Below are 24,784 nucleotides of genomic sequence, written 5' to 3' on the forward strand. Positions count from 1 at the left end.
TTTCTATCAGACTAAAAAACCTGACTGGCAATTTTGGCAACATTGTCAGCTTTTCCCATGGTATAAAAATGTAAAACCGGCACTCCGTATTCAATCAATTCTTTACATTGCTGAACGCCCCATTCCACGCCAAGCTGGCGAACTTCTTTATCCGAAGCACATTTTTCAGCTTCGTTAACAAGTTCCTGTGGAAATTCAAGATGGAAAATATCAGCAAGCACGGTAAGTTGTCGTTTGGTAGCCAAAGGTTTTAAACCCGGAATAATTGGAACCGTTATGCCTTCTGCACGGCAGCGGTCAACAAAACGGAAATATTTCTGATTATCGAAAAACATTTGGGTGACAATATAATTTGCGCCCAGATCTATTTTTCTTTTCAGATGCTCAAAATCTGTATCAAGACTTTCTGCATCAAAATGTTTTTCAGGATATCCGGCAATTCCAATACAGAAATTCGTGTGGGCAGCTTCGGTTTCAGCGTGAAGCAAAATGCCATGGTTCATATTGTCAACCTGCGTGACAAGTTCAGAGGCGTAGGTATGTCCGCCTAATTTTGCTTTGAATACACCCGCAGATTTCTCTGGATCACCACGCAAAACGAGTACATTATCGATTCCCAAATAATGAAGGTCGAACAAAACATCTTCTGTTTCATCTTTTGTAAAACCTCCGCAAATCACATGAGGAACGGCATCCACTTTAAATCGCTCCATTAACCTGGCACAAATACCAACAGTTCCCGGACGCTTCCGAATAGGAATTCTCTCGATAAGGCCATTTTGTCCTTTAATATCAATAAGTTCTTCTCTATGGTAAGTGACATCAACAAAAGGCGGCTTGAATTCCATCAATGGCTCAATAGAATCCAGTAATTCGGTTATATTTTGTCCTTTTAAAGGTGGGATAATCTCAATCGAAAAGAGTGTCTTGCCCTGAGCCTGGCGTATGAATTCGGTAACTTTGGTCATGTACTGGTTTTCTTGGTTTGCTTAAGCGTATACAAAAGAACACCATTTATAGAACCAAACCAACCTATAAAACAAAAAAATGGCCTACCGCATAACAGTAGGCCATTCCACGTAAACCCTCCTCTATCAGTGTTCGTCAAAACTGCAAAGTAAAACTGACAGGCGTCAGATACGAGTTGCAGTTTGCTTGACTGACTTCTAAATACAAAATATTCATGCCAGATAGATACATTACTATATATTGACTAAAAAAGATTCAATCATTCATTGCTTTTGGTCAATTCTAAGCTTAGAATGGCTATTTTATTTATTTCAAAAATTCCTTTACCCATGGTAAATGTCATAAAACCAAGAGAATTCAAACCATTCTTTGATGAATAATTCTACACAATGATGCATAGTGTTTCCCACTATTCCACAATATTATTTGTCCGGGTCATTTCAATATGATCAATTCCGTCTTCATCATAGATCTCGCCCGACTGAACAAATCCAAATGACTCATAAAACTTTTTAAGATAAAGCTGTGCTCCGATTCTTATGACCGACTTTCCATAAATTTCTTCGAGTTTAAGTATTGAAATATCCATCAATTCAATACCAAACTGTTTTCCTCTGCCAAGCGGTGAAACTAAAATGCGGCCGATGGATGCGTATTCATAAGAAATTCCGGGAGGTACAATTCTGGAATAAGCCATTAAAATACCATTTTCCCTTCCAAGCAAATGATAGCAATTTTGGTCCTTACCATCAAGATCCGGAAAAATGCAGTTTTGCTCCACAATAAAAACTTCATTTCGCAAACGGAGCAATTCATATAATTCCTGATTGGAAAGCACATCAAAGGATTTGATATCCCATTGTAATTTTTGATTCATTTTTAAGTAAAAAGAGATTGAAAGGTTCTTATTTTTGCCTGAGTTTCACAGTCTTTTGTATTTTTGCAAATTATTCGGGGTAACTGTGATCCTGAACAATTGCAAAACATTACTTTAAATATTTGTTAATCAGATTTTTACCAAACGAAAGTGCAGCATTTCCGCACTTTTTCCAATCCAAATCTGACTCGAACTTAGCATTTTGAAGTAGTAAAATTTCATATCAGTTTAAAATCTATTAAAACTTAAGTACAATACGCATGGGAAGAGCCTATGAATATAGAAAAGCGCGGATGTTTAAGCGTTGGGATAAAATGGCAAAAACATTTACCCGAATTGGAAAGGATATTGTTCTTGCTGTAAAAAGCGGAACAGCTGATCCAAACACCAACGCACGTCTGAGAGTTTTGCTTCAAAATGCAAGAGCTGCCAACATGCCTAAGGAAACCGTTGAACGTGCAATTAAACGGGCAACATCCAAGGATCAGGAAGATTACAAAGAAATGGTTTATGAAGGTTACGGACCACACGGTGTTGCTATTTTGGTTGAAAGTACTACCGACAATCCAGTGCGTACCGTAGCAAATGTTCGCAGTTATTTCAATAAACTGGGCGGAAGTCTGGGTACTATGGGAATGCTTGATTTTATTTTTGACCGGAAATGTATTTTCAAGGTTAAAAATGACGGAAAGCGTGACATGGAAGAATTGGAATTTGAATTGATCGACGTAGGAGGAGAAGAAGTTTTCCTAGACGAAGAAACAAATCAGATCAACATTTACGGAGAATTTTCTTCATTTGGTACTCTTCAGCATTATCTGGAAGAAAACGGTTTTGAAATCGTGGAAGCGGATTTTGAACGCATTCCAAGCGATACCAAATCACTAAGCGAAGAAGAAATCGCGGATGTAGAAAAACTGATTGAAAAAATTGAAGACGACGACGACGTTCAGCGCGTCTATCATAATATGGCGTAAAAGCTGTCGGCTGTCAGTTTATGGGCAAGAATTACTTAATCCCGTTAACTGACAGCCGATCGTCGAAAGCCATTTAATGTATCGCAATAATTCTATGAGGTTTATTTAAAAACTGAAATTCTCCCCCAGCCTCTTTTCCCAAAAACGAAAGTCCGACCGGTGATGAAGAGGATACGGCAAGAACGGTTTGATTATCAAATTTTACAGCTCCAAGACTAACGGAAATATAAAACCAGCCTGCCGTGGTTTCCATCAGCGCTCCTACTGCACCGCGCGATAAAGTTTCTGTCTCTCCAATCCTTTCCAGAATTACCCGCTCCTGTCTTACCTGTTCATATTGTCTGGCGTGCATATTCCGGTCAAGCTGACCCATTGAACGTGCCGTTTCATATTTATCTCCTGCCGAACTTTTGCTCTGGTCATTAGCGGAATCCTGCGCCGCTTCCATGGCTTCCCAGGCAACCTGCATACGTTCATCCAAAAGCCCTTTCATGTATTCCGTTAATTCCTTCTTATTCATATCGGTGTTGCGCAGGGTATTTTAATTTCTTGCATAATTAATCAATTTAGTCAGAAGATTAAGATTTTACTATTTCAATCAGGTAAATTGTAAAGTGACAGAAAGAATTAATTCTATTCCGTAGGAAGCGTATTTTTCAATGGTTCAAAAAAATTTTAAGTCAGGATTTTTATAAATCCTTTCTGATAACCAGACCGAAACAGATGTAACAATCAACGGGATTTGAAGTTTTCCTCTTTCTGAATTTCTCATTGCGCACTTCCTTATTATCTTTGCAAAACTTTCCCAAACAGACGCAATGACAAAACTTTCAGTTCGGCACCTACTTGGAATTAAAAATCTGAACGAGAATGACATTCAAACAATCCTTGATACTGCTACTCAATTTAAGGAAGTAATTAACCGTCCGATCAAGAAAGTACCTTCACTCCGGGATATTACAATTGCCAACGTTTTTTTCGAAAATTCGACCAGAACAAGACTTTCTTTTGAACTTGCAGAGAAAAGACTTTCAGCGGATGTTGTTAATTTTTCAGCTTCCGGAAGTTCGGTAAAAAAGGGAGAGACTTTGCTCGATACCGTGAATAATATCCTGGCAATGAAAGTGGACATGATCGTCATGCGTCACAGCAGTCCGGGAGCACCGCATTACTTGTCGAGCCGTATTCCTGCCAATGTGATCAACGCCGGAGATGGAACGCACGAACACCCAACCCAGGCTTTACTTGATGCTTTTTCGATGCGGGAACAATTGGGAGATCTTGCAGGAAAGAAAATCGCGATTATCGGTGATATTTTGCATTCACGTGTTGCGCTATCCAATATTTTCTGCCTTCAAAAATTAGGTGCAGAGGTTATGGTTTGTGGACCATCAACTTTAATTCCGAAATTCCTTGCCGATCTTGGCGTAAAAATCGGACATAATGTAAAGGAAGCACTTCAATGGTGTGATGTTGCTAATGTTCTTCGAATCCAGCTTGAAAGACAACAGATAAAATATTTTCCTTCTTTGAGAGAATATTCTTTGTACTTCGGTATCAACAAAGCAATGCTGGACGAGTTGGATAAAAAAATCGTTTTAATGCACCCGGGACCAATTAACCGTGGCGTAGAACTTTCCTCTGACGCAGCGGATTCAGATCATTCGATTATTTTGAATCAGGTTGAAAATGGTGTGGCGGTACGCATGGCAGCTTTATATTTGTTAGCGCAGCAGTAAGTAGCCGACTTTATTTTAAGCAAATTTCTTCATTCGAATTCTTAATTAATTCGATCAAAAATTCTATTTCCTGCCACTTTGCTCTAAAAGTTGTTGCAGTAAATTAATTTTCCCATTTTCATCATTTAACAAAATTATTTCTTTCAATAACTCAAATTATTGGCACGAAACAATACCTTTGTAATAGTATGCATGCATACCAAAATTGATTTTTATCAAAAATTTTCTGCGTCTTCATTCTCAACAACCTAAAATGGCTTACGAAACGATATCCTTTACGATTGATAACAACATTGCGCTTGTCAAGTTAAACCGGCCTGAAAAAGCGAATGCGTTAAACGCAGTTGCTTGGAAAGAACTTAAATCTGTTTTTGAAGAGCTGGATGAAAATGAAGAAGTCAGAGTGGTTGTACTGAGTGGTGCAGGAAAACATTTTTGTTCAGGAATTGATATTTCGCTTTTGGCAGAAGTTACACGGCCGGAAGAAACCTGTGATGCAAGAAAACGAGAGAAACTTCGTAAAAAAATTCTGGAATTACAGGCAGCTGTAACTGCAATTGAACTTTGCAGCAAACCGGTTATAGCTGCCATAAAAGGCGGATGCATTGGCGCCGGCGTCGATATTATCTGTGCATGTGATATGCGTTATGCGACTCAGGATGCATTTTTCACGGTAAAGGAAATCGATATGGGCATGGTTGCGGATCTGGGAACCTTGCAAAGATTACCAAAATTAATCTCCGACGGCTTTGCCAGAGAAATGGCATTTACAGGAAGAGAAGTTTTCGGTGCCGAAGCAGAAAGAATCGGCCTGATCAATAAATGTTATGAGACAGTCGACAATTTGTTTAACAGTGTAACCGAAATTGCAGCCAGTATTGCAGCAAAATCTCCTGTTTCAATCAGAGGAACAAAACATATTCTTAATCACAGCAGGGATCATTCAGTAGCGGACGGGCTTCAATACATGGCAACCTGGAATGCTGCTATGTTATTATCAGAAGATTTAAACGAATCTTTTAAATCAAAATCAGACAAACGCCTCCCCGAATTCCGAAATTAATCAATTGTAAAATTTCTGAAAACTCAGTCGCGCGAAATCACTTTTAACCGCGCAGCGGCCGCTTTCAACTCTTAACTTTCAACTAAAAAATGGGCTATAAAGAAGGAATGCTGCGCGACGGAGCGCTTGACAATAAAACGGTCATTGTTACCGGTGGTGGAACAGGATTGGGAAAGTCAATGGCGACTTACTTTTTAAAACTTGGTGCGAATGTTGTCATTTGCAGTCGCCGGCTGGAAGTTCTGGAAACTACGGCCAAAGAACTTGAAGAACAAACCGGAGGCCAGATTTTAGCAATTGCCTGCGATGTGCGAAAAACGGAAGAAATTGAAAATGTTATTACCAAATCGATCGAAAAATTTGGTCAGGTTGATGGATTGGTAAATAATTCAGCCGGAAATTTCATCAGTCCAACTGAAAGATTATCATACAAAGCTGTTGATACCGTAGTCGATATTGTTTTGCGCGGAACATATTATTTTACATTGGCACTAGGCAAATACTGGATTGAAAATAAAATTAAAGGAACCGTCCTGAATATTTCCACAACCTATGCCTGGACAGGTTCCGGATGGGTTGTTCCCTCTGCGATGGCGAAAGCCGGCGTTCTGGCCATGACAAAATCACTGGCATTCGAATGGGCAGAGCATGGCATTCGCCTGAATGCAATTGCACCAGGTCCCTTTCCTACAAAAGGCGCCTGGGATCGTTTATTCCCGGAAGAACTGGCAAAAAAATTCTCTTTTGAAAACCGGATCCCATTACAACGTGTCGGTGATCATCAGGAATTAGCTAATCTGGCAGCATACCTGGTTTCCGATTTTTCTGCCTATATTACTGGTGAAGTGATCACGCTGGATGGCGGTGAAGTTTTGTCTGCCGGACAGTTCAATTTCCTGAAAGAAGTCAGTGAAGACCAATGGGATGCCATTGAAGATCAAATAAAAAATGCCAATCGGAACAGCAAGAAATCAGAATAATAATTTTCTTCCGTTTTTATTGGGTAAATTTGCTGCTTCGTTCGTTATTTGACAAATGAAGATATCTGGTATATGAAAACAACTTTTAGAATCGGCCTTTTTCTACTGTCAGCATTATTTTTTGCAGGATGTGCATCCTCCGAAAAAACGTTGAAAAAAATTCCTGAGGCCCAGGTACGTATGTCAAATCCGGAAACAATTTCTGCACCTGAAGAATTGTCTCTTATTGCTATTCAAAGCAAATATTTGTTGAAGGATACAACACAACTTCGTGTGTTCCTTTATGTTGATGCGTTGAAAGGAAAAGTGCCGATGCAAACGGCTGATTTCGTTCGTTTGTATAATCTGAATTACGTTATTTACTCTGATTACGGAACGCGTGACAGACTGGGTTATGGAAACGTAAAGCTGGATTCAAGTAATGTTACCAAAGTAGGGGATAAAATTGTTGTTGCCTTCGATATTAAAAGTCCGAATAAGGAAAATGGTGTTTTGTTGAGTGAAATCAGCCAGACCGGCACTTTGAAAAAAGTACTGAATGATCTGACGCTTCATTTCAAAAAACAATCAGCAAGTGAATTATACGGAATTTATACACCTGCAAGTGTTGAACCTTTACAGCGTCATTATATCAACGCCGGGAATCCTTTTACAGTAAAAAGACTTACGCAGGAACCGGGAAAACTTCACGTATTTTATTATGCTCATAGCTTTGAACCGGCAGGTTCGCCTATGAACACGACGGCTAAGAGTGTATCCAAATCTCTGACCATTGATAGTACTTTTACGATCAACACGAACGAAACAATCCATTTCGAAAAAGAAGGATTGTATAATATTTTTGCTGATACCACACAATCAGAGGGTTTAGGTCTGTTGGTTGTGAATGAAAGATTTCCAAAACTGACCAAACCTGAATTGCTGCTCGAACCTTTGGTTTACATGAGCACGAATACGGAAATTGCAGAAATCAAAAAAGCAGAAGAATTTAAAAAGGCCCTAGACAAATACTGGCTGACACTGATGAATGGAAATGCACCGCTGGCACAACAATCAATCCGTTCTTTTTACAGCAGAGTCGAAGAAGCTAATCAATTGTTTACCAGCTACAAAGAAGGCTGGAAAACAGATAAAGGAATGATCTTTATTGTCCTTGGCCCACCGGATAAAGTGCAAAGAAGCAAAGACCGGGAAGTATGGACGTATGATCAGCGTGCCAACGCACAAAATGTTAATTTTACTTTTAATCGCAGAACAAATCAATTTGTAGATGACCATTACGAGCTCGTTCGCTACGCCGAATATCAGCCGATCTGGTACCCTATAGTAGAAGCATGGAGAAACGGAACTATACGCTAAGAAAGCCCGCCCCTCGTCCGTCACAAGCCGACATGGTTTTTGGTACACAATCTGTACTTGAAACACTTCGTTCCGGCAAAGAGATCGAACGTTTATTTATTCAGAGAGAGCTAGGTCTTAATGAAATTGAAAAGACAGCCAAGGAGCTTGGAATTCCTTATCAGCGCGTTCCGATAGAAAAACTTAACCGGGTTACAAGAAAAAACCACCAGGGTGTTATCGCTTTTGTATCGCCTATTCAGTATATGCCTTTGCATAATGTACTGACGCAGGTATATGAAGATGGAAAAACGCCTTTATTATTGCTTTTAGACCGCGTTACGGACGTTCGTAACTTCGGTGCAATTGCCCGTACGGCAGAATGTGCAGGTGTACAGGCATTGATCGTACCAACAAAAGGCGGTGCACAAATCAATGCAGATGCGATGAAAACATCGTCAGGAGCTTTAAATTTCCTGCCGGTGTGTCGTGAGCCTAATTTGTATGAGACGTTATTGTATCTGCGTAACAGCGGGTTGCAAATCGTTGCGTGTACGGAAAAAACAGAAAAATCACTTTACGATATCGATTTCTCAATTCCTACGGTCATCATTATGGGATCAGAGGAAGATGGAATTTCAAAAGAATTTATCCAACTGGCAGACAGCGGAGCAAGAATTCCATTGAACGGACAAGTTGAATCGCTTAACGTTTCTGTTGCAAGCTCGGTTGTTTTGTACGAAGCTGTTAGACAAAGAGTTGTAGCGAAAGTTTCTTAATCTTGATTTTAAGATTTTTGGATTGATACAAAAAAGAAGTCAAGTTTTGAAACTTGACTTCTTTCATTTTAAAACCAACTGGTTAATATTTCTAAAACAATTCCTTATCCTGGCGGAAATTCTTCATGATCCAGCCACCTCCTACTACGTCATCTCCTTCATAAAAAACGGCAGCTTGTCCTGGCGCGATACCATTGACGCCATCATGGAAATGTACTTTAATTTTTCCCGGTTCATCAGGAATTAACAATGCAGGCGTTCCATCATGTTTGTAACGAACTTTTGTTACAGTTTCCAATGGTTTGGTAATGCCATCATATTTTTGCCAATTTAATTTACTGACATACATTCCATCACGGAACAAATCAGGTAAATCGCCCAGTACAACTTCATTTGTATCTTTTCTCACTTCGGTCACAAAAACAGGTCTGCCTAAGGCAATTCCTAATCCTTTGCGTTGACCAACCGTATAAAATGGATAACCTTCATGTTTTCCAACAACTGTTCCGTCTTCATACACAAAATTTCCTCCTGCTACTTCCGCTTCCAAACCCGGAATTCTGCGTTTCAAAAATCCACGATAATCGTTATCCGGCACGAAACAGATTTCATAACTTTCAGCCTTATTGACCAGATCAATAAAACCTCTTTCACGAGCCATTTCACGGATTTCGCTTTTGTGCAAATATCCAAGCGGCAATTTTGTACGACTCAGACTTTCCTGAGAAACGCCCCAAAGCACATAACTCTGATCTTTCCAGCTATCGATTCCTTTGGAAACATAATGGCGGCCATCATTAAACTGCATATTTGCATAATGTCCGGTTGCGATAAATTCACAATCCAGACGATCCGCACGTTTTAAAAGTGCGTCCCATTTAATATGCGTATTGCACAAAACACATGGATTTGGGGTGCGCCCTTCCAGATATTCTCCTGTGAAATGGTCGATTACATAATCCCCGAATTCAGCGCGGATATCTAATATATAATGTGGAAATCCTAGTTCGACGGCGATACTTCTTGCGTCATTGATAGAATCCAGAGAGCAGCAACCGGTCTCTTTTTTGGTACCTCCGCTGCTTGCGTAGTCCCAGGTTTTCATGGTCATACCGATGACCTCGTAACCTTGTTCATGTAACATGACTGCTGCCAAGGAGCTGTCAATGCCGCCGCTCATGGCGACTAAAATTCGTCCGTGTTTACTCATTGCGGGAATCTGCGAAGGTTGAACGCCTTCCGATTTTGATTAGTTTGAAAAATGCCAACAGAGAACATTATCTTATTGGTTCCGCAAAGATAGGTATTTTAATGGTTAATGATTAATTGTTAGGGGTTAATGCCGTTTGCTTTGGCATGGCCCGAAGCTTAATTGTCAATGATTAGTTGTTAATGCGTCTGCTTTGGATTGATTTTAAGCCAGAACTTGCGCTCTGTCAAAGGGTGAAACCTGGAAGATATTTTGTGCCACAACTTCGAATAAGCCATTATTAACCATTAAAGTCGTACTTGTCTGATTACATTTTTCACATTCAACTCAATAATATCTGTCATTGTTAAACAACGATAATAGTCTGGATTGTTATGGAATTGAGCCAGGCCGGCTCTTAATTCCAGTATTTTTTCGGACGTTGAAATATTGTCTTTTTTGGAAACATCTCGTAATGCCGCGAGTCTGTGACGTTCACTTCTGACCTGATGCACAATTGACGATTGTTCCTCCTGCTGATATTGTAAAACGGTTTTATCTGTCAAATGCTCCATCGCCAGCTTTACATAAGGCAGATTTTCCTTAAAATACTGCGGCATGTAAACTTTCAAATTCCCCTCATAAAACTGCTGATCAAAATCGATGGCGCGAAGACGGAACTGGTAATCGTCAAAATCCGGTGTGATCTGCATGACGAAATTATAGGCGCGCATATCGCCCAAAAGCGTAATCATGCAACGCTCGTTAAACTTAACGAATTCTTTGGCTATCCTTTTTGGGTTGTAATCCGTATGTTCCAAACGCGTTTTCAAAAAAACATCACCCGGAATTCCTGCGATATGTTCTTCAATCAGAGAATTTCCGTCGACCAGATAATTAACCTGGTTTGGAGAAAAAATTTCTTCCAGTTCTAGACCGTAAATCCGGGATGCATCTGCCTTTTTTACATAAAAATAATCGTAGATATCGTTAAGCCGGTTCACAATCTTGATCCGGAAAGGATTCGAATTTCCGAAAGTGCAGTATTCGATTTTATCAATATACTTATGTTCAACAATGCGCAGATTTCCGGAAGCTTTTAACATGGCATAGGCTCTTTTTAAACCATTATGCAAACGCTCAATATCATGCGGCGGATAAAGCGGACTTTGCCAAAGTGTATCTTTGCCATTTTTATCAATCACAGGAAAAGATTCGTAAAAATTCAGCAAGTCGTTGTAGCCAACAGGAAGCCGGGCCTCACGCTGGTAAGAACGTAGATATTTTCTTAACTCGACACTCACCGGATAAATTGGCTTTTTCTTTGAAATTTTTACATCCGCATTCTCCATAGGTATATTTAATAAAAATTTAATTCTGGTAAAAACTGCTAGAAATCAGAATCTTATCTGTGCGATTATCTGTTAAAATATAAAGTTAAGTTTTAAATTGAAAGATAAGGTTCAACCCAAATCACATAAGCCAGATTGTAACGTTATATTGACTTAAAAAAAGTGCATTTTACAACAATTGATTCACTCCTGCTTTAATTCAGAATCTTTGATGAAAAAGGAATTGTATGGACTTGTCATTTGCGGCGGACAAAGCACGCGCATGGGGACTGACAAAAGTTTGATCGACTACCACGGGAAACCGCAGCGATATTATGTATACGAAATGCTCGAATGGATCTGCGACAAAGTTTTCATTTCCTGTAACAGCAGTCAAAAGGAAAGTATTACAGAACCTTATAAAACGCTTCCGGATTTGCCTCAATACGAAAAAATAGGGCCGATGGCTGCTTTGCTGACAGCCTTTAATTATTACCCGGACCATAATTTCCTGGTTGTGGGTTGTGATTATCCTTATCTGACAACCAAGGATTTAAAGGAATTTGCGAAGTCGGTCAAACCGGAAGAAATTGCCTCTGCTTTTTATAACCACGAAGAGAATGTATATGAACCTTTGCTGGCCTGGTATTCGCATAAATCCAAAAACGAAATTCAACGTATGTATGGAAATGAGGAATTTTCATTGCAGCGTTTTTTAAGAGAAAATGAAGCTGGAAAATACCAGACAATGCGACCGAAAAATCTGGTGAGTGTTGATACGCCCGAAGATTGTCAGATTGCGAAAGAAACGATTATCCGTAAAAGCCACTTTTGAGTTATACAATTCATGTTAAGAGATTCGGTCAAACATATCAAAATCATAAAAGTTGCTGTCAACGGGATGACCGAAGCCGATGATCAGCTCGCGGTGGAAGAGCCTTTGGAAATTCAGGTAAAGTATAATCTGGATGGCAGTCAAACTAAAAAAAGCATTTCTGTGACGATGCGTACGCCGGGAAATGATGAGGAACTCGCAGTTGGTTTTTTATTTACGGAAGGTATTATCAACAACACAAATCAGGTTGAAAATGCAAAAACCGATTTGTTTGATGAAAATAAAGTAAGCGTGACTTTGGCTGAAAATGTGACGCCAAAACTCCAGACATCTGAACGGAATTTCTATACTACATCCAGCTGCGGCGTTTGTGGAAAATCAAGTATTGACGCGATTAAAACGGTTTCTCATTTTCAACAAAAAGAAGATAATATTCTGGTTCCTGCAAATTTGTTTTACACGCTGCAACAAGCTTTAAGAAAAGAACAGGAAGTGTTTCAAAATACCGGCGGTTTACATGCTTCGGCGCTTTTTGATTTGCAGGGAAATTTCCAATTGTTACGTGAAGATGTCGGCAGACATAATGCGCTGGATAAAGTGATCGGCGCCTCTTTTTTATCTGATCAATTACCGTTATCCAATACGATTTTACTGCTTAGCGGAAGGGCAAGTTTCGAGCTTATTCAAAAAGCCAGTATGGCAGGAATCAAAATCGTGGCTGCGATTGGCGCTCCATCAAGTCTGGCATTGCAGCTGGCAGAAGATTTTGGTATTACGCTGATTGGTTTTCTGGGTAAAGAACGGTTTAATATTTATTCAGGAAGTCAGAGGATAACGTTCTGATTCAAAGAAAATAAAATTATGAAAATAAGAATTCAGGGAAATTCAATACGGATACGGCTATCAAAATCAGAAGTTGATAAGTTGTGTACCGTTGGTTATATTGAAGAAAAAACATCGTTCGGAAAAAATGCTTTTGGTTATTGTTTACAGAAGAAGACAGGAATCTCAGAACTTACTGCTTCCTATAATGATGACAATATAACGATGTTTGTACCTGAGAATTTGTTAGCTGACTGGCCGGAAAATAATGTAGTCGGCTTTGATGCGAATATGCCGATCGGCGAAAATGAAAGCTTATATCTTTTGCTTGAAAAGGACTTCAAATGTCTGGATAATGTGACCGAAGATCAATCGGACAACTTTGAAAATCCTAATAAAACCTGCTAACCATGGACTCAGATAATTCGTTAATACCAGACGCAGAAAATCCGGAAGAATTTACGGGATTGAAACGCGGCAAGATCAAAACCATCGCTGCCGGCATTCCGGCGGTCGTTTCCAGTATGGAAAAAGTGGTTGGCGAAGCTGGTTTAAGCAGAGGAATGAAGGCACTCTGGAGTCTTAATAAAAAAGGCGGTTTCGATTGTCCAAGCTGTGCCTGGCCAGATCCTGACGATGAGCGCTCACCGATTGCAGAGTATTGCGAAAACGGTGCAAGAGCCGTAGCAGAAGAAGCGACAGCCAAAAAGTTAACCCCTTCTTTCTTTGCAGAAAATTCGGTTCCAGACTTGGCAAAATTATCTGATTATGAAATTGGAAGTAAAGGGAGGGTTGCGCAGCCTATGTTTTTGCCAAAAGGTGCCACATATTATCAGCCCATAACCTGGGATGATGCTTTTGGTAAAATTGCCAGATCTTTGAAAAATCTGGACACTCCGAATGAAGCAATATTCTATACCTCCGGCCGTACAAGCAACGAGGCTGCTTTTTTATACCAACTTTTTGTAAGGGAATTTGGCACAAACAACCTGCCCGATTGCAGTAATATGTGCCATGAAAGCAGTGGTGTTGCCTTGGGAGAATCGTTGGGGATCGGAAAAGGATCAGTGAAATTGTCTGATTTATATGAAGCGGAAGTAATCATTATTCTCGGTCAAAATCCGGGCACAAATCATCCGAGGATGCTGTCTGCTTTACAGAAAGGAAAGCAGAATGGAGCAAAAATAATTTCTGCTAATCCATTACCGGAAACAGGATTGATGGGTTTTAGCAATCCACAAACGGTTAAGGGTGTTTTGGACATCGACACCAAACTGACCGACTTATTTCTGCATATTAAGATCAACGGAGATATGGCTTTGCTGAAAGCAATTCAGATGTTGTTGATTGAAGAAGACGAAAAAAATCCAGGCTCAGTTTTGGATCTCGATTTTATTGAAAAAAATACAATAGGCGTTGAGGATTTTAAACAGCATATCAAAGAACAAAATCTTGATGAGTTAATTAAAACATGCGGAATTTCTCTTGCTCAGATTAAGGAAACGGTTGAAATTTTAAAACATAAATCGAAGATAATTGTCTGCTGGGCAATGGGGTTGACGCAGCATAAAAATGCTGTTGATACGATTAAAGAAGTTGTCAACTTGCTTTTGCTTAAAGGCAGCATTGGAAAACCCGGTGCAGGAACGTGTCCCGTACGCGGGCACAGCAATGTGCAGGGCGACCGGACGATGGGGATTTTCGAAAAACCTACCGACGCATTATTAAAAAAAATAGAGGAAAATTTCGGATTTGTACCTCCGAAAGAATATGGTCTCGATGTGGTGAACAGTATCAAAGCCATGCACGCTGGTAAAGCCAAAATATTTTTTGGCATGGGTGGAAACTTTATTTCCGCCACGCCAGATACGACTTTTACCGCAGAGGCGCTAAGAAAATGCAGTTTAACCGTTCATGTTTCGACAAAGTTGAACCGCAGTCATTTGGTTCATGGCGAAGAGGCGATCATTTTGCCATGTTTGGGACGAAGTGATATTGATACGGTTAACGGCGAAAAACAATTTGTTTCTTGTGAGAATTCGATGGGCGTAATTCAGTCTTCAAAAGGAATTTTAAAACCTATTTCTGATGATTTGCTGAGTGAGCCTGTAATTGTTTGCCGGCTTGCGAAAGCAATGTTTGGTAATACCAGTACGGTGAACTGGGATGAATTTGAAAAACATTATGATACGGTCCGGGATGCAATTGAAAAAACAATTCCGGGATTTGAAAAATATAATGAGCGCGTTAGAATTCCGGGAGGTTTTTATTTACCAAACTGTAATCGTGAAGGCACGTTTGATACTCCTACTAAAAAAGCACATTTCAATATCGCTCCGGTAACTACCCTTCCGATGGAAAAAGATGATCTGATGATGATGACGATCCGAAGTCATGACCAATTTAACACGACCATTTACGGATTAAATGACCGTTATCGGGGAATTTACAATGAACGCCGGGTTATTTTGATGAATGAAAGTGATATCATTAATCGTGGATTGAAAGATGGCGATGTTGTCGATCTGGTCAATAATCATGATGGGATAGAACGGGTTGCTAATAAATTCATTGTTGTCAAATATCCGATTCCGGAAGGTTGTTCGGCTACTTATTTCCCTGAAACCAATGTGCTGGTTCCGGTGAGTAGTGTGGCGGATAAAAGTAATACGCCTACTTCTAAGCAGGTGATTTTAAAAGTAAAAAAGCACGAAGAAAAGATATCTGAACTGTCAGTAGCTCATGGCTAAAGCCGGAAATACTGTCGCCTGTTCCACCCAAGGCTGAAGCCTTGGGTTAGTATTCTCACGGCCCAAAAACTAACCCAAGATTTCAACCTTGGGTACCGGAGTTCGCCAAGTTACCTTGGGCTTTAGCCATTCCTTTTCCGGCGTAGAAAACTAACCCAAGGTTGAAACCTTGGGTATCGCAGTCCGACAGGTGCCCCTGGGCTTTAGCCATTGCATTCCCCCATACTCAAAAAGCCATTTCTTAACACATACCTAACACACCCATTCTTAAAATCCATTACTTTCGCGGCTGCTTACCAGAGCTACATTGGTAGAAATCGCAGCAGGAAGTCTTGTATTAAAAGTTAAAATCTATTAAAATGAAAAAAAATATTCTGGCATTTGCCGTTTCGCTATTTTGCCTGATCTCGATTGAAGGTATGTCTCAAAATAAAATAAAAGTAATTGCCCATCGTGGGGCCTGGAAAAATACAGGTGCAACAGAAAATTCAATTGCCGCTTTGGAACACGCAATTAAGTTGGGTTGCTATGGAAGTGAATTTGATGTGCATATGTCGACGGACTCTGTACTTTTTGTTAACCATGATCATACCATTCAGGGAATGGACATTGAAAAGGCAACTTCTGAGGAATTGTCAAAAATAAAATTGGCCAATGGCGAAACATTGCCAACGCTTGAAGCTTATCTGAAAACAGGAGGAAAACAGAAAAACACGCGGTTAATTCTGGAAATAAAAACCTCTTCTATCAACAAAGAACGTTCGTTGGCTTTGGCTACGAAATGTGTTGAAATGGTGAAAAAGTTGAAAGTTGAAAAAATTACAGATTACATCGCTTTCGATTTTGATGTTTGTTTGAAAGTGAAACAACTGGCTCCAAAGGCACATGTGGAATATCTGAACGGAGATAAAACACCAGCAGAAATTTTGGCAGCCGGACTTTCAGGAATTGATTACCACTATTCGGTTTACAAAAAGAACGAGAATTATATTGACGAAATGCACAAGGAAAAGTTAACAACCAACGCCTGGACAGTTAATGATAAATCTACAATGCAGTGGTTTATTGACAAAAAAGTTGATTTCATTACCACAAATGAACCTGAGCAATTATTTGAATTGCTGAAATAAAAGATAAATATTAAAAAGAGAGCAGCGCTACCAATTGGTGTCGCTGCTCTTTTTATATTCGGGTTGAAATAAATTACAAATTCATTCCACCTGACGCTTCGATACGTTGTGCATTAATCCAACCTGCTTCTTTCGAGCAAAGGAATGCTACAACACCGCCGATATCTTCCGGCTCACCAACCCTTCCAAGTGCGGTAAGAGAATTCATATATGCTTCCAGTCCTTCGTGAGAAAAAGCACGTTTTGTGAAATCCGTACGAATAATACCCGGTGCAACTACGTTCGCAGTAATGCCACGATGACCCAATTCCTTTGCCAGATAACGGGTAAAAACTTCAATGGCACCTTTGATTGAACCATAAGCAGCGTAACCTGGTGTAGCAAATCTTGCCAAGCCGCTTGATAAATTTACTATTCTACCACCGTCAGCTAGTAATGGCAATGCTTTTTGTGTAAGGAAATAAACACCTTTGAAATGAACATTGATCAACTCGTCGAAATCTTCTTCCGTTGTGTCGGCAAAGGCAGACGACCGGTCAATTCCCGCATTATTGATAAGAAAATCGAAAGTTTCACGTCCCCATTTTTCTTTTAGTATCGATGACACCGTTTCAAAAAATCCTTTAAAAGCTTTTGTATCTGCCACATCCAGCTGAACTGCTGCCGCAGCTCTTCCTAATTTTTCAATTTCAGAAACTACTTCGTTTGCTTCAATTTCATTGGTGCGGTAAACGATAATCACGTCGCTACCTTTTTGCGCCAGACTTAGCGCCATATTTTTTCCTAATCCACGGCTTCCGCCTGTTACAAGAGCAATTTTATTTGTCGATTCCATCTTTATGATTTTTATATTTTGATAGAACAAAGGTATTATACCTCAACCTGTCCTACCTTGCAGATTTCAAATCAGGAATTACAAAATTCAAATCTAGGCTCTGAAAGATTTTGGCGTAAGACTGGTATGTTTTTTAAACAGATTATTAAAATGTGCAGGCTCCTCAAATCCCAGACTGTACGCAATTTCAGAAATATTCCAGTCGGTATGTTTAAGCAGAATTTTCGCTTCCTGAATAATTCTTTCCAAAATGAGCCCGGTAGTCGTTTTGCCGGTCATTTCTTTTAAAACTTTATTCAGATAATTCACGTGAATTGATAATTGATCTGCATAATCTTTTGCTGATCTTAGTCTCAATTTCTGATTTGGCGGCTCAACAGGAAACTGCCTTTCCAGTAATTCCATAAATAAAGAAGAAACGCGGCGAACCGCATTTGTTTCTGTATTGAGGGCTGAAACGGGTTGTAATTTTTGTCCGGTATGAATTAATTCCATTACGTAATTCCGGATCAAATCGTACTTATAAGCATAATCCGATTCCAATTCTCGCAGCATCTTATTGAAAATCAATTTCACTTCATCAAGCTGTTCATCCGTAAGGAAAAAGATTGGATTTCCTCCCGGCTGGAAAACCGGCATATCCGGAATTACAATCCCTGTATTACTCTGAACAAAAAAATCTTCTGAAAAAATACAGAAAATTCCAGTCTGGTTATCGTCTAATGAATGGTAGTTGTATGGTATTTGAGGTGTAGCAAAGAGCAGTGCATTCTTTTCAATTTCAATTACTTTATCCGCATATTCTGCACGATTTCTTCCAATAATCAAACTTATCTTGTAATAAGCTCTCCGGTTGTAAGGCATTTTTGTCTGCTTCGCACCAAAAATCTCTTCGGTCCTGAACACGTTGAAATGGCCAATTTCTTTCTGTATCCGTTCCGGAATCAGTAAAGATGCTTCTTTATAAAAATCCTGTAAATTCGTAAGTTCTGGCATGACTCAAAATTACGAAATTCAAATCTGTAATAAAAAAGAAGTTTGAAACTTTGGAATTATTGGTCGGATACTTGATTCGATTTGCTGTATTTCCGAACGGTTATTTTCACATGATCAATCCTGCTTTCGGATATGGGATGTCTGTTTAAGAAATCCGTTTCATCAGACTTTTCTTTCAATACCATTAAAACTTTGGATAATGAATTTGGATTGTATCCGGCATTAACCAGATATTTAATACTGAGATCATCAGCCTCTTCCTCTTCTGTCGCGTCAAAAGTCAGTTTCAAAATATCTGAAATGTAGTTGGAGATTTCCGAGGGAGTATATTCCAAGGTGACACTGGACGAATCTTTAAATGATTCCAAAATATCAAATCCGGATAACTTTTCAGTGGTATGCCTGTTGATTACGTGCCCGATTTCATGACTTAATACAACGGCGATTTTATCATCTGTTTGGAGTAATTTGAGCAATCCATTTGTGATAAAAATCTGTCCGCCAGGAAAAGAAATGGTATTACTTGTTTGAGAATCAGCCAAAACATGAAAGTCAAACTGATAAGGAGATTTGCTTATCTGCTGAACTGCAACAAGCTTTTGACCGATATTTTTTATTCTGTTTTGAATTTCAGTATCAGGATGAAGTCCGCCATATTTCGCTGCGATATCCGGTGCACATTGCAGACCTAATTCAATTTCTTGCTGAATCGTCATACTGATACGCTGCTTTTTTCCGGTTATCGGATTTATCTGTGTTTTTCTAAATAAATGGAAAAACGAAAAAAGGAAGATTACGATAATCAGGACAAACCCTAGTGTGACTTTCTGGTTTCGACTGATTGTCATCCTGGTTAACTTTAAAAATTTGATTGATTGATTGATTCAAAATCAGATTTGGATAAAATCGATTCATTTCCCGTGGATTGAAATCTACGGCTACAATGTCGGTCTTACCTACGGCAATTTGATGTGGAAAAAATCAAAAATCCTGTGTTTGTACACAGGATTTTGAATACATGTAGCGGAAAAATTAACCAATTTTTGCAGTTTGTAATTGCCCGTTGGTTTCACGCCACGCGCGGATTACCTGCGTTAATTGTTTGTATTCGATCAAAAATCCATCGTGACCGTACAGGGAATCAATTTCCTGGAATACTGCGTCAGGAATATGACGGGCCAGAAACTGCTGTTCGGAAATTGGAAAAAGTAAATCTGATTTTATACCTAAAACAAGTGTTTTCGCTTTAACCAAACCAAGTGCATGCACAATTCCTCCACGGTTTCTTCCCACATTATGGGAGTCCATAATTTTTGAAAGCGTCCAGTAAGAATAGGCATTAAACCTTTTCACAAACTTGTCTCCCTGATATTGCTGATAAGATGATGCGCGGAAATCATCGATCTGATCAGGATTATCGCGGGCCTGGGTAAAATTGTATGTATCGTAATTCCGGTAAGAAAGCAAAGCCATCGAACGTGCTGCACGCATGCCCATTTTTCCGGAATCTTCGTGATCTTCCTTCCAACTCTGGTCTGCTTCAATCGCCATTCTCTGCGATTCATTGAAAGCCACCCCCCAGGGCGAATGCAAGGCATTTGACGCAATTAATATCAACTCTTCAAAAAGATCCGGAGCTTCAACAGACCATTCCAACGCCTGCTGTCCGCCTAATGACCCTCCGATACAGAGTTTAATTTTTTGTATGTTAAGCTCCTGACGAAGGATTTCCAGTGTCCCTACTACATCCTTAACCGTAATCGTCGGGAAATCCCGAAAATACGGTTTCTGTGTTTTTGGATTGATCGACAACGGTCCGGTTGAACCATAAGCAGAGCCGAGAACATTGACACAAATGATAAAATCCTTTTCTGAATTGATGTATTTGCCGTCACCCACCAAACCATCCCACCATTCGGCGGCATCAGAATTGCCGGTTAAAGCATGACAAATCCAGACAATATTATCATCCTCCGGATTTCTGGTACCGTAAGTCGAGTACGATAATTCAAAACCTGGTAGTTCACGTCCCAATTCCAAAGGATAGGCGTAGGGATATCTAAAAATCTTGTGTTCCGCTTGCATACGTGCCAAAGCACTAAGTTTAATTACTAAAACTATTAAAAGTCAGAAAGTTGAATCCAACTTCCTGACCAAGTGTTATTACTTCGCAGCTTCAAAAGCCTGCTGAAGATCTGCTTTTATATCATTAATATGTTCAATCCCAACCGATAACCGCAACAATCCCGGTGCAACACCCGCCTGCTCCTGTTCCGTTTCTGAAAGTTGTGAGTGCGTTGTACTTGCCGGGTGAATGATCAGCGTTTTGGAATCACCAACGTTAGCCAAATGGCTTGTCAGTTTTACTGAATTCACAAAAGTATCCGCTGCTTCTTTTCCTGCTTTCAGTTTGAAAGAAAGCACAGATCCTGCTCCACGGCTAAGATATTTCTCAGCCAAGGCTTTGTATTTATTGCTAGCCAAGCCAGGATAATTTACAAATTCTACATCTGGATGCGCTTCCAGCCAGGTTGCCAGAGCCAAGGCGTTTTCACTCGCACGTTCCACGCGAAGTGTCAGCGTTTCTAAACCTTGTAATAATAAAAAGGAATTAAACGGACTTTGTGATGGGCCCCAGTCACGAAGACCTTCTACCCTTGCACGAATGATAAATTGAATATTTCCGAACGGTCCATTTTTACCAAAAACATCATTCAGTACCAATCCGTGATAACTTGGCGATGGCTCCGTAAATTGTGGATATTTTCCATTCCCCCAATCAAAAGTACCGGCATCAACAATTACTCCGCCCATCGTAGTACCATGACCGCCAATCCATTTCGTGGCGGATTCAACAACAATATGTGCGCCCCATTTGATCGGCTGACAAATAGCACCAGCGGCACCAAAAGTATTATCGACAATAATTGGCAAATCATATTTTGCTGCCAAGGCAGAAAAAGCTTCAAAATCCGGAATGCTGTAACTTGGGTTACCAATGGTTTCCAGATAAATCGCTTTTGTTTTACCGTCAATCAATTTTTCAAAACTTGAAATATCGTCTCCATCCGCAAAACGCGCTTCAACGCCAATATTCTTGAAGGAATTTTTAAACTGGTTAAAACTTCCGCCATATAAAAAAGACGTAGAAACGAAATTATCGCCAACTGTGGTAATGTTATTAATAGCCAGAAACTGCGCAGCATGCCCCGAAGCAACACCCAAAGCAGCCACTCCTCCTTCCAGTGCAGCCAATCTTTTTTCAAAAACATCCGTGGTCGGATTCATGATCCGGGTGTAGATGTTTCCAAATTCTTTCAATGCGAACAGATTTGCTCCATGTTCGGAGTTATTGAAAGTGTAGGAAGTTGTCTGATAAATCGGTACAGCACGGGCATTGGTTACCGGATCCGGCTCCTGACCTGCATGTAACTGAAGTGTTTCAAATTGATAAGCTGTGTTTGACATAACTGTTTGTACGGTTTATTTGTGCGGCAAATATTTAGGAAATACAAAATTCAGTGTAAATCGACAGCGTTCCGGTGGTAAAACAGCATACGAAAATAGTGTTGAAAAGCTTTTGCTAATCAAAACCAGATACGAGGACAAAGCCCTCCGGCTTGCGGAAATAGTTACTAAGTTCATGCGCGTTTGATTTTATATCTCCTAAAACAGCTTAGGTAGGAATTAGCACCTTTCTCCGACGCAGGAGTAGGTTGCCAGAGGTTCGTAGAGCCTATTCTCTCGCCTCTTCTTTATAAATCAATCGCTAAAAAGTGAAGCAAATTGACTTGATGGTGCAATAATAAGCCCGGAAGCCGGGAAAAGCAAATATACCCGTCAAATTTTAGTATGAACCGTATGCTTACGTTTACTCTTGTACCGGGTTTTTACTCTTTTTTATCATTCTTTTATTTTCTCCTTCCAGCCTTCCCCGCTTTGTTCTATATTTGTATAAAGTACAGTTTTATGGCAATGCATTATCGTTTCGACAAAGAAAAATCTTCCCGCAAACCTGGGATTACTCCGCTTAAAGAGGCGATTGATATGATGATTGACCGTTATAAGCTTAGAAGCCGGTTTGATCAGTCGTATGTGGTTGCGCATTGGGATAAAATCATGGGATCAGCCATTGCTTCCCGGACCAAAAGTATTTATATCAAAGACCGTATCCTATTTCTTCAAATCGAATCTGCTCCGTTGAGAAGCGAACTTATTCGTGCAAAATCTAAAATTATCGAACTGATCAATCGTGAAATGAAATCCAACCTCGTGGAAGATGTCATTTTTATCTAATCAAAATTGATCTGTTCAATACCAATTCCGAAAAAATCAACCACCAACTGCATTCCAGAACTGCGCACTCATTTATATGCCCACCATACAAATTCCCCCTTTTTTACAACCAGGCGATAAAATAGGTATTGTTGCGCCCGCCAGCGCGGTTCGCTACGAAGATTTACTTCCGGGAATCAACTTGTTTCGGGACGAATGGAAATTAAAAGTTGTTGAAGGAAAAACCTTAAAATCTTCCTATAATCAATATTCTGCAACTGATGAAAACAGGCTTGCAGATTTACAATCCATGCTTGATGATCCCTCCATCAAAGCGATTATCGCGGCTCGTGGTGGTTATGGCTGTTCCAGAATCATTGACAGACTTGATTTTACAGATTTTATAAAATCTCCAAAATGGATCGTTGGATTTAGCGATCTGACTGCAATCCTTTCACAATTATATCAATTAGGTTATGCCAGCGTTCACGCGCCCATGGCAAAATCCATCACTCTGGAAGGTGCAGAAAAAGCTGCCGAATCTTTGAGATCCATACTATTCGGTGAACTTCCCGGTTATTCTGTTGAGCCAAATCCATTGAACAGAAATGGCAGTGCAGTTGCAGAAATTGTGGGTGGAAATCTTTGTTTGCTGGCACATCTGATCGGTTCAAATACGCAAATTGATACAGAAGGAAAAATACTGTTTATTGAAGATCTAAACGAATATTTATACAATCTGGACCGGATGATGATCCAGATGAAACGTGCCGGAAAACTTAGTCATCTGGCAGGATTGATCGTTGGACAATTTACAGATATGAAGGATAATTCGAATCCGCCTTATGGAAAAACGGCTTATGAGATTATTCATGAACATGTTGCAGAGTACGATTATCCATTAACGTTCAATTTCCCGGTCGGGCATGTGGCTGACAACCGTGCCATTGGTGTTGGTATGAATGCTTATCTTGATGTTAACAAAGAAGGTGTGGAACTCCACTTTTTATCCTCCGCTCCTACCATTATATAAAGCTGAATTTTTAGCATGGATACATTTCAAAATAAAGTTGTCTGGATTACCGGTGCATCTGCCGGAATCGGAGAAGCCCTGGCGATGGCATTTGCAAAAGAAGGTGCAAAACTGGTTTTAACGGCAAGAAGAAAAGAAGAACTTGAACGCGTAAAAATAGCAACCGGTTTACCAGATTTGTCCGTTTTGATTCTTCCTTTTGATGTTACAGAATTTGACAAAGCAGAAGGAGCCGCGGCTGAAATTATTGCCAAATTTCAAAAAATTGATATTATGGTTCATAATGCCGGAATCAGCCAGCGTTCCTATATAAAAGATACCGATCTGGATGTTTACAAAAAATTGATGGATGTCAATTTTTACAGCACGGTAGCGATCACAAAAGCAGTTTTGCCATATATGATCAAACAGCAAAGCGGCCATTTTATCGTGATCAGCAGCGTGGCCGGAAAAATCGGAACAATTATGAGATCTGGATATAATGCTTCAAAACATGCTTTGCAGGGTTTTTACGATTCTTTGCGTGCCGAATCTTATAATGACAATATTAAAGTGACAACGATTTGCCCTGGTTATATCCGTACAAATATTTCCGTCAATGCGATCAATGAAAAGGGCGGAAAATTCGGCAAAATGGATGCCAATCAGGAAAAAGGAATTGCCCCGGAAGAATGTGCGAGACAGATTTTGAATGCTGTAAAAAAGGATAAGAAAGAAATTTATATTGGTGGTTTGAAGGAGGTTGCGGCGATTTATGTAAAAAGATTCCTTCCGAATTTACTGTTTGACCAAGTGCGCAAAAATATTCCTGAGTGATAGTCAATGGTAAACAATCAGAAAAAAATTGACTTTTTCTTCAAAAACTT

The 24,784-nt window shown here is 39.8% G+C and carries 24 protein-coding genes and 1 riboswitch; of the genes, 14 read left to right on the forward strand and 10 right to left on the reverse strand.

Annotation, left to right across the window (positions count from 1 at the left end; all coding sequences use genetic code 11):
- Positions 1-11: 11 nt before the first annotated feature.
- Positions 12-968, reverse strand: coding sequence for a methylenetetrahydrofolate reductase [NAD(P)H] (metF, locus tag IEE83_RS23335; protein WP_194122882.1), 957 nt, complete (start codon positions 966-968; stop codon positions 12-14).
- Between the two features lie 410 nt (positions 969-1,378).
- Positions 1,379-1,846: a GNAT family N-acetyltransferase gene (locus IEE83_RS23340; RefSeq protein WP_194122883.1), complete on the reverse strand. Its 468-nt coding sequence runs from the start codon at positions 1,844-1,846 to the stop codon at positions 1,379-1,381.
- 260 nt (positions 1,847-2,106) lie between these two features.
- On the opposite strand from IEE83_RS23340, the gene IEE83_RS23345 reads away from it, so the two are divergent.
- Positions 2,107-2,823 (forward strand): YebC/PmpR family DNA-binding transcriptional regulator, encoded by a 717-nt coding sequence (locus IEE83_RS23345; protein WP_194122884.1) that lies wholly within the window; start codon positions 2,107-2,109, stop codon positions 2,821-2,823.
- A 73-nt stretch (positions 2,824-2,896) separates the two neighbouring features.
- Here IEE83_RS23345 and IEE83_RS23350 read toward each other — a convergent pair whose 3' ends face one another.
- Positions 2,897-3,343 (reverse strand): transcription elongation factor, encoded by a 447-nt coding sequence (locus IEE83_RS23350; protein ID WP_194122885.1) that lies wholly within the window; start codon positions 3,341-3,343, stop codon positions 2,897-2,899.
- Between the two features lie 298 nt (positions 3,344-3,641).
- Between IEE83_RS23350 and IEE83_RS23355 the strand changes: the two genes are divergently transcribed.
- The 5 genes from IEE83_RS23355 to rlmB all read left to right on the forward strand — a co-directional run bounded on the left by IEE83_RS23355 (position 3,642) and on the right by rlmB (position 8,722).
- Positions 3,642-4,562 (forward strand): aspartate carbamoyltransferase catalytic subunit, encoded by a 921-nt coding sequence (locus tag IEE83_RS23355; RefSeq protein ID WP_194122886.1) that lies wholly within the window; start codon positions 3,642-3,644, stop codon positions 4,560-4,562.
- 253 nt (positions 4,563-4,815) lie between these two features.
- Positions 4,816-5,625, forward strand: a complete 810-nt coding sequence (locus IEE83_RS23360; RefSeq protein ID WP_194122887.1) for a crotonase/enoyl-CoA hydratase family protein — start codon at positions 4,816-4,818, stop codon at positions 5,623-5,625.
- A gap of 89 nt (positions 5,626-5,714) precedes the next feature.
- Positions 5,715-6,605: an SDR family oxidoreductase gene (locus tag IEE83_RS23365; protein ID WP_194122888.1), complete on the forward strand. Its 891-nt coding sequence runs from the start codon at positions 5,715-5,717 to the stop codon at positions 6,603-6,605.
- A 72-nt stretch (positions 6,606-6,677) separates the two neighbouring features.
- The gene (locus IEE83_RS23370) at positions 6,678-7,964 is read left to right on the forward strand and encodes a GWxTD domain-containing protein (RefSeq protein ID WP_228101944.1); all 1,287 of its coding nucleotides are present in this window, start codon (positions 6,678-6,680) and stop codon (positions 7,962-7,964) included.
- Positions 7,940-8,722, forward strand: coding sequence for a 23S rRNA (guanosine(2251)-2'-O)-methyltransferase RlmB (gene rlmB, locus IEE83_RS23375; protein ID WP_194122889.1), 783 nt, complete (start codon positions 7,940-7,942; stop codon positions 8,720-8,722). The genes IEE83_RS23370 and rlmB overlap by 25 nt, the downstream gene beginning before the upstream one ends.
- 91 nt (positions 8,723-8,813) lie before the next feature.
- Here rlmB and mnmA read toward each other — a convergent pair whose 3' ends face one another.
- Both mnmA and IEE83_RS23385 read right to left on the reverse strand, forming a co-directional pair.
- Positions 8,814-9,932, reverse strand: a complete 1,119-nt coding sequence (gene mnmA, locus IEE83_RS23380) for a tRNA 2-thiouridine(34) synthase MnmA (RefSeq protein WP_194122890.1) — start codon at positions 9,930-9,932, stop codon at positions 8,814-8,816.
- A gap of 287 nt (positions 9,933-10,219) precedes the next feature.
- Positions 10,220-11,263, reverse strand: a complete 1,044-nt coding sequence (locus tag IEE83_RS23385; RefSeq protein WP_194122891.1) for a hypothetical protein — start codon at positions 11,261-11,263, stop codon at positions 10,220-10,222.
- A gap of 211 nt (positions 11,264-11,474) precedes the next feature.
- On the opposite strand from IEE83_RS23385, the gene mobA reads away from it, so the two are divergent.
- The 5 genes from mobA to IEE83_RS23410 all read left to right on the forward strand — a co-directional run bounded on the left by mobA (position 11,475) and on the right by IEE83_RS23410 (position 16,779).
- Entirely contained in the window at positions 11,475-12,077 is a 603-nt protein-coding gene (gene mobA / locus IEE83_RS23390) for a molybdenum cofactor guanylyltransferase (RefSeq protein ID WP_194122892.1), read from the forward strand.
- 12 nt (positions 12,078-12,089) lie between these two features.
- The gene (fdhD, locus tag IEE83_RS23395; RefSeq protein ID WP_194122893.1) at positions 12,090-12,920 is read left to right on the forward strand and encodes a formate dehydrogenase accessory sulfurtransferase FdhD; all 831 of its coding nucleotides are present in this window, start codon (positions 12,090-12,092) and stop codon (positions 12,918-12,920) included.
- Between the two features lie 18 nt (positions 12,921-12,938).
- Positions 12,939-13,307: a DUF7009 family protein gene (locus tag IEE83_RS23400; RefSeq protein WP_194122894.1), complete on the forward strand. Its 369-nt coding sequence runs from the start codon at positions 12,939-12,941 to the stop codon at positions 13,305-13,307.
- A gap of 2 nt (positions 13,308-13,309) precedes the next feature.
- Positions 13,310-15,649: an FdhF/YdeP family oxidoreductase gene (locus IEE83_RS23405; RefSeq protein ID WP_194122895.1), complete on the forward strand. Its 2,340-nt coding sequence runs from the start codon at positions 13,310-13,312 to the stop codon at positions 15,647-15,649.
- Between the two features lie 359 nt (positions 15,650-16,008).
- Positions 16,009-16,779, forward strand: coding sequence for a glycerophosphodiester phosphodiesterase (locus tag IEE83_RS23410; RefSeq protein ID WP_194122896.1), 771 nt, complete (start codon positions 16,009-16,011; stop codon positions 16,777-16,779).
- Positions 16,780-16,852: 73 nt separating this feature from the next.
- Here the strand turns inward: IEE83_RS23410 and IEE83_RS23415 are convergent, their stop codons facing one another.
- From IEE83_RS23415 to IEE83_RS23435, 5 genes are all read right to left on the reverse strand, one after another.
- Positions 16,853-17,614, reverse strand: a complete 762-nt coding sequence (locus IEE83_RS23415) for an SDR family NAD(P)-dependent oxidoreductase (RefSeq protein WP_194122897.1) — start codon at positions 17,612-17,614, stop codon at positions 16,853-16,855.
- Positions 17,615-17,707: 93 nt separating this feature from the next.
- Positions 17,708-18,610: a helix-turn-helix domain-containing protein gene (locus tag IEE83_RS23420; RefSeq protein WP_194122898.1), complete on the reverse strand. Its 903-nt coding sequence runs from the start codon at positions 18,608-18,610 to the stop codon at positions 17,708-17,710.
- A gap of 56 nt (positions 18,611-18,666) precedes the next feature.
- Complete coding sequence (locus IEE83_RS23425) at positions 18,667-19,458, reverse strand: M48 family metalloprotease (RefSeq protein ID WP_194122899.1); 792 nt, start codon at positions 19,456-19,458, stop codon at positions 18,667-18,669.
- Between the two features lie 184 nt (positions 19,459-19,642).
- Positions 19,643-20,695, reverse strand: coding sequence for a homoserine O-acetyltransferase family protein (locus IEE83_RS23430; protein ID WP_194123529.1), 1,053 nt, complete (start codon positions 20,693-20,695; stop codon positions 19,643-19,645).
- Between the two features lie 78 nt (positions 20,696-20,773).
- Positions 20,774-22,078, reverse strand: coding sequence for an O-acetylhomoserine aminocarboxypropyltransferase/cysteine synthase family protein (locus IEE83_RS23435; RefSeq protein ID WP_194122900.1), 1,305 nt, complete (start codon positions 22,076-22,078; stop codon positions 20,774-20,776).
- Positions 22,079-22,264: 186 nt separating this feature from the next.
- Positions 22,265-22,374, reverse strand: a riboswitch (SAM riboswitch).
- Positions 22,375-22,579: 205 nt separating this feature from the next.
- On the opposite strand from IEE83_RS23435, the gene IEE83_RS23440 reads away from it, so the two are divergent.
- The 3 genes from IEE83_RS23440 (at position 22,580) to IEE83_RS23450 (ending at position 24,734) form a co-directional block, all read left to right on the forward strand.
- The gene (locus tag IEE83_RS23440; RefSeq protein WP_228101945.1) at positions 22,580-22,906 is read left to right on the forward strand and encodes a DciA family protein; all 327 of its coding nucleotides are present in this window, start codon (positions 22,580-22,582) and stop codon (positions 22,904-22,906) included.
- Between the two features lie 76 nt (positions 22,907-22,982).
- Positions 22,983-23,918 carry a S66 peptidase family protein gene (locus IEE83_RS23445; protein ID WP_194122901.1) on the forward strand — a complete coding sequence of 312 codons (936 nt, stop codon included), beginning with the start codon at positions 22,983-22,985 and terminating at the stop codon, positions 23,916-23,918.
- A 15-nt stretch (positions 23,919-23,933) separates the two neighbouring features.
- Positions 23,934-24,734, forward strand: a complete 801-nt coding sequence (locus IEE83_RS23450) for an SDR family oxidoreductase (protein WP_194122902.1) — start codon at positions 23,934-23,936, stop codon at positions 24,732-24,734.
- The last annotated feature ends 50 nt before the right edge of the window (positions 24,735-24,784 follow it).

The sequence above is a fragment of the Dyadobacter subterraneus genome, from assembly GCF_015221875.1.
GTDB lineage: Bacteria > Bacteroidota > Bacteroidia > Cytophagales > Spirosomataceae > Dyadobacter > Dyadobacter subterraneus.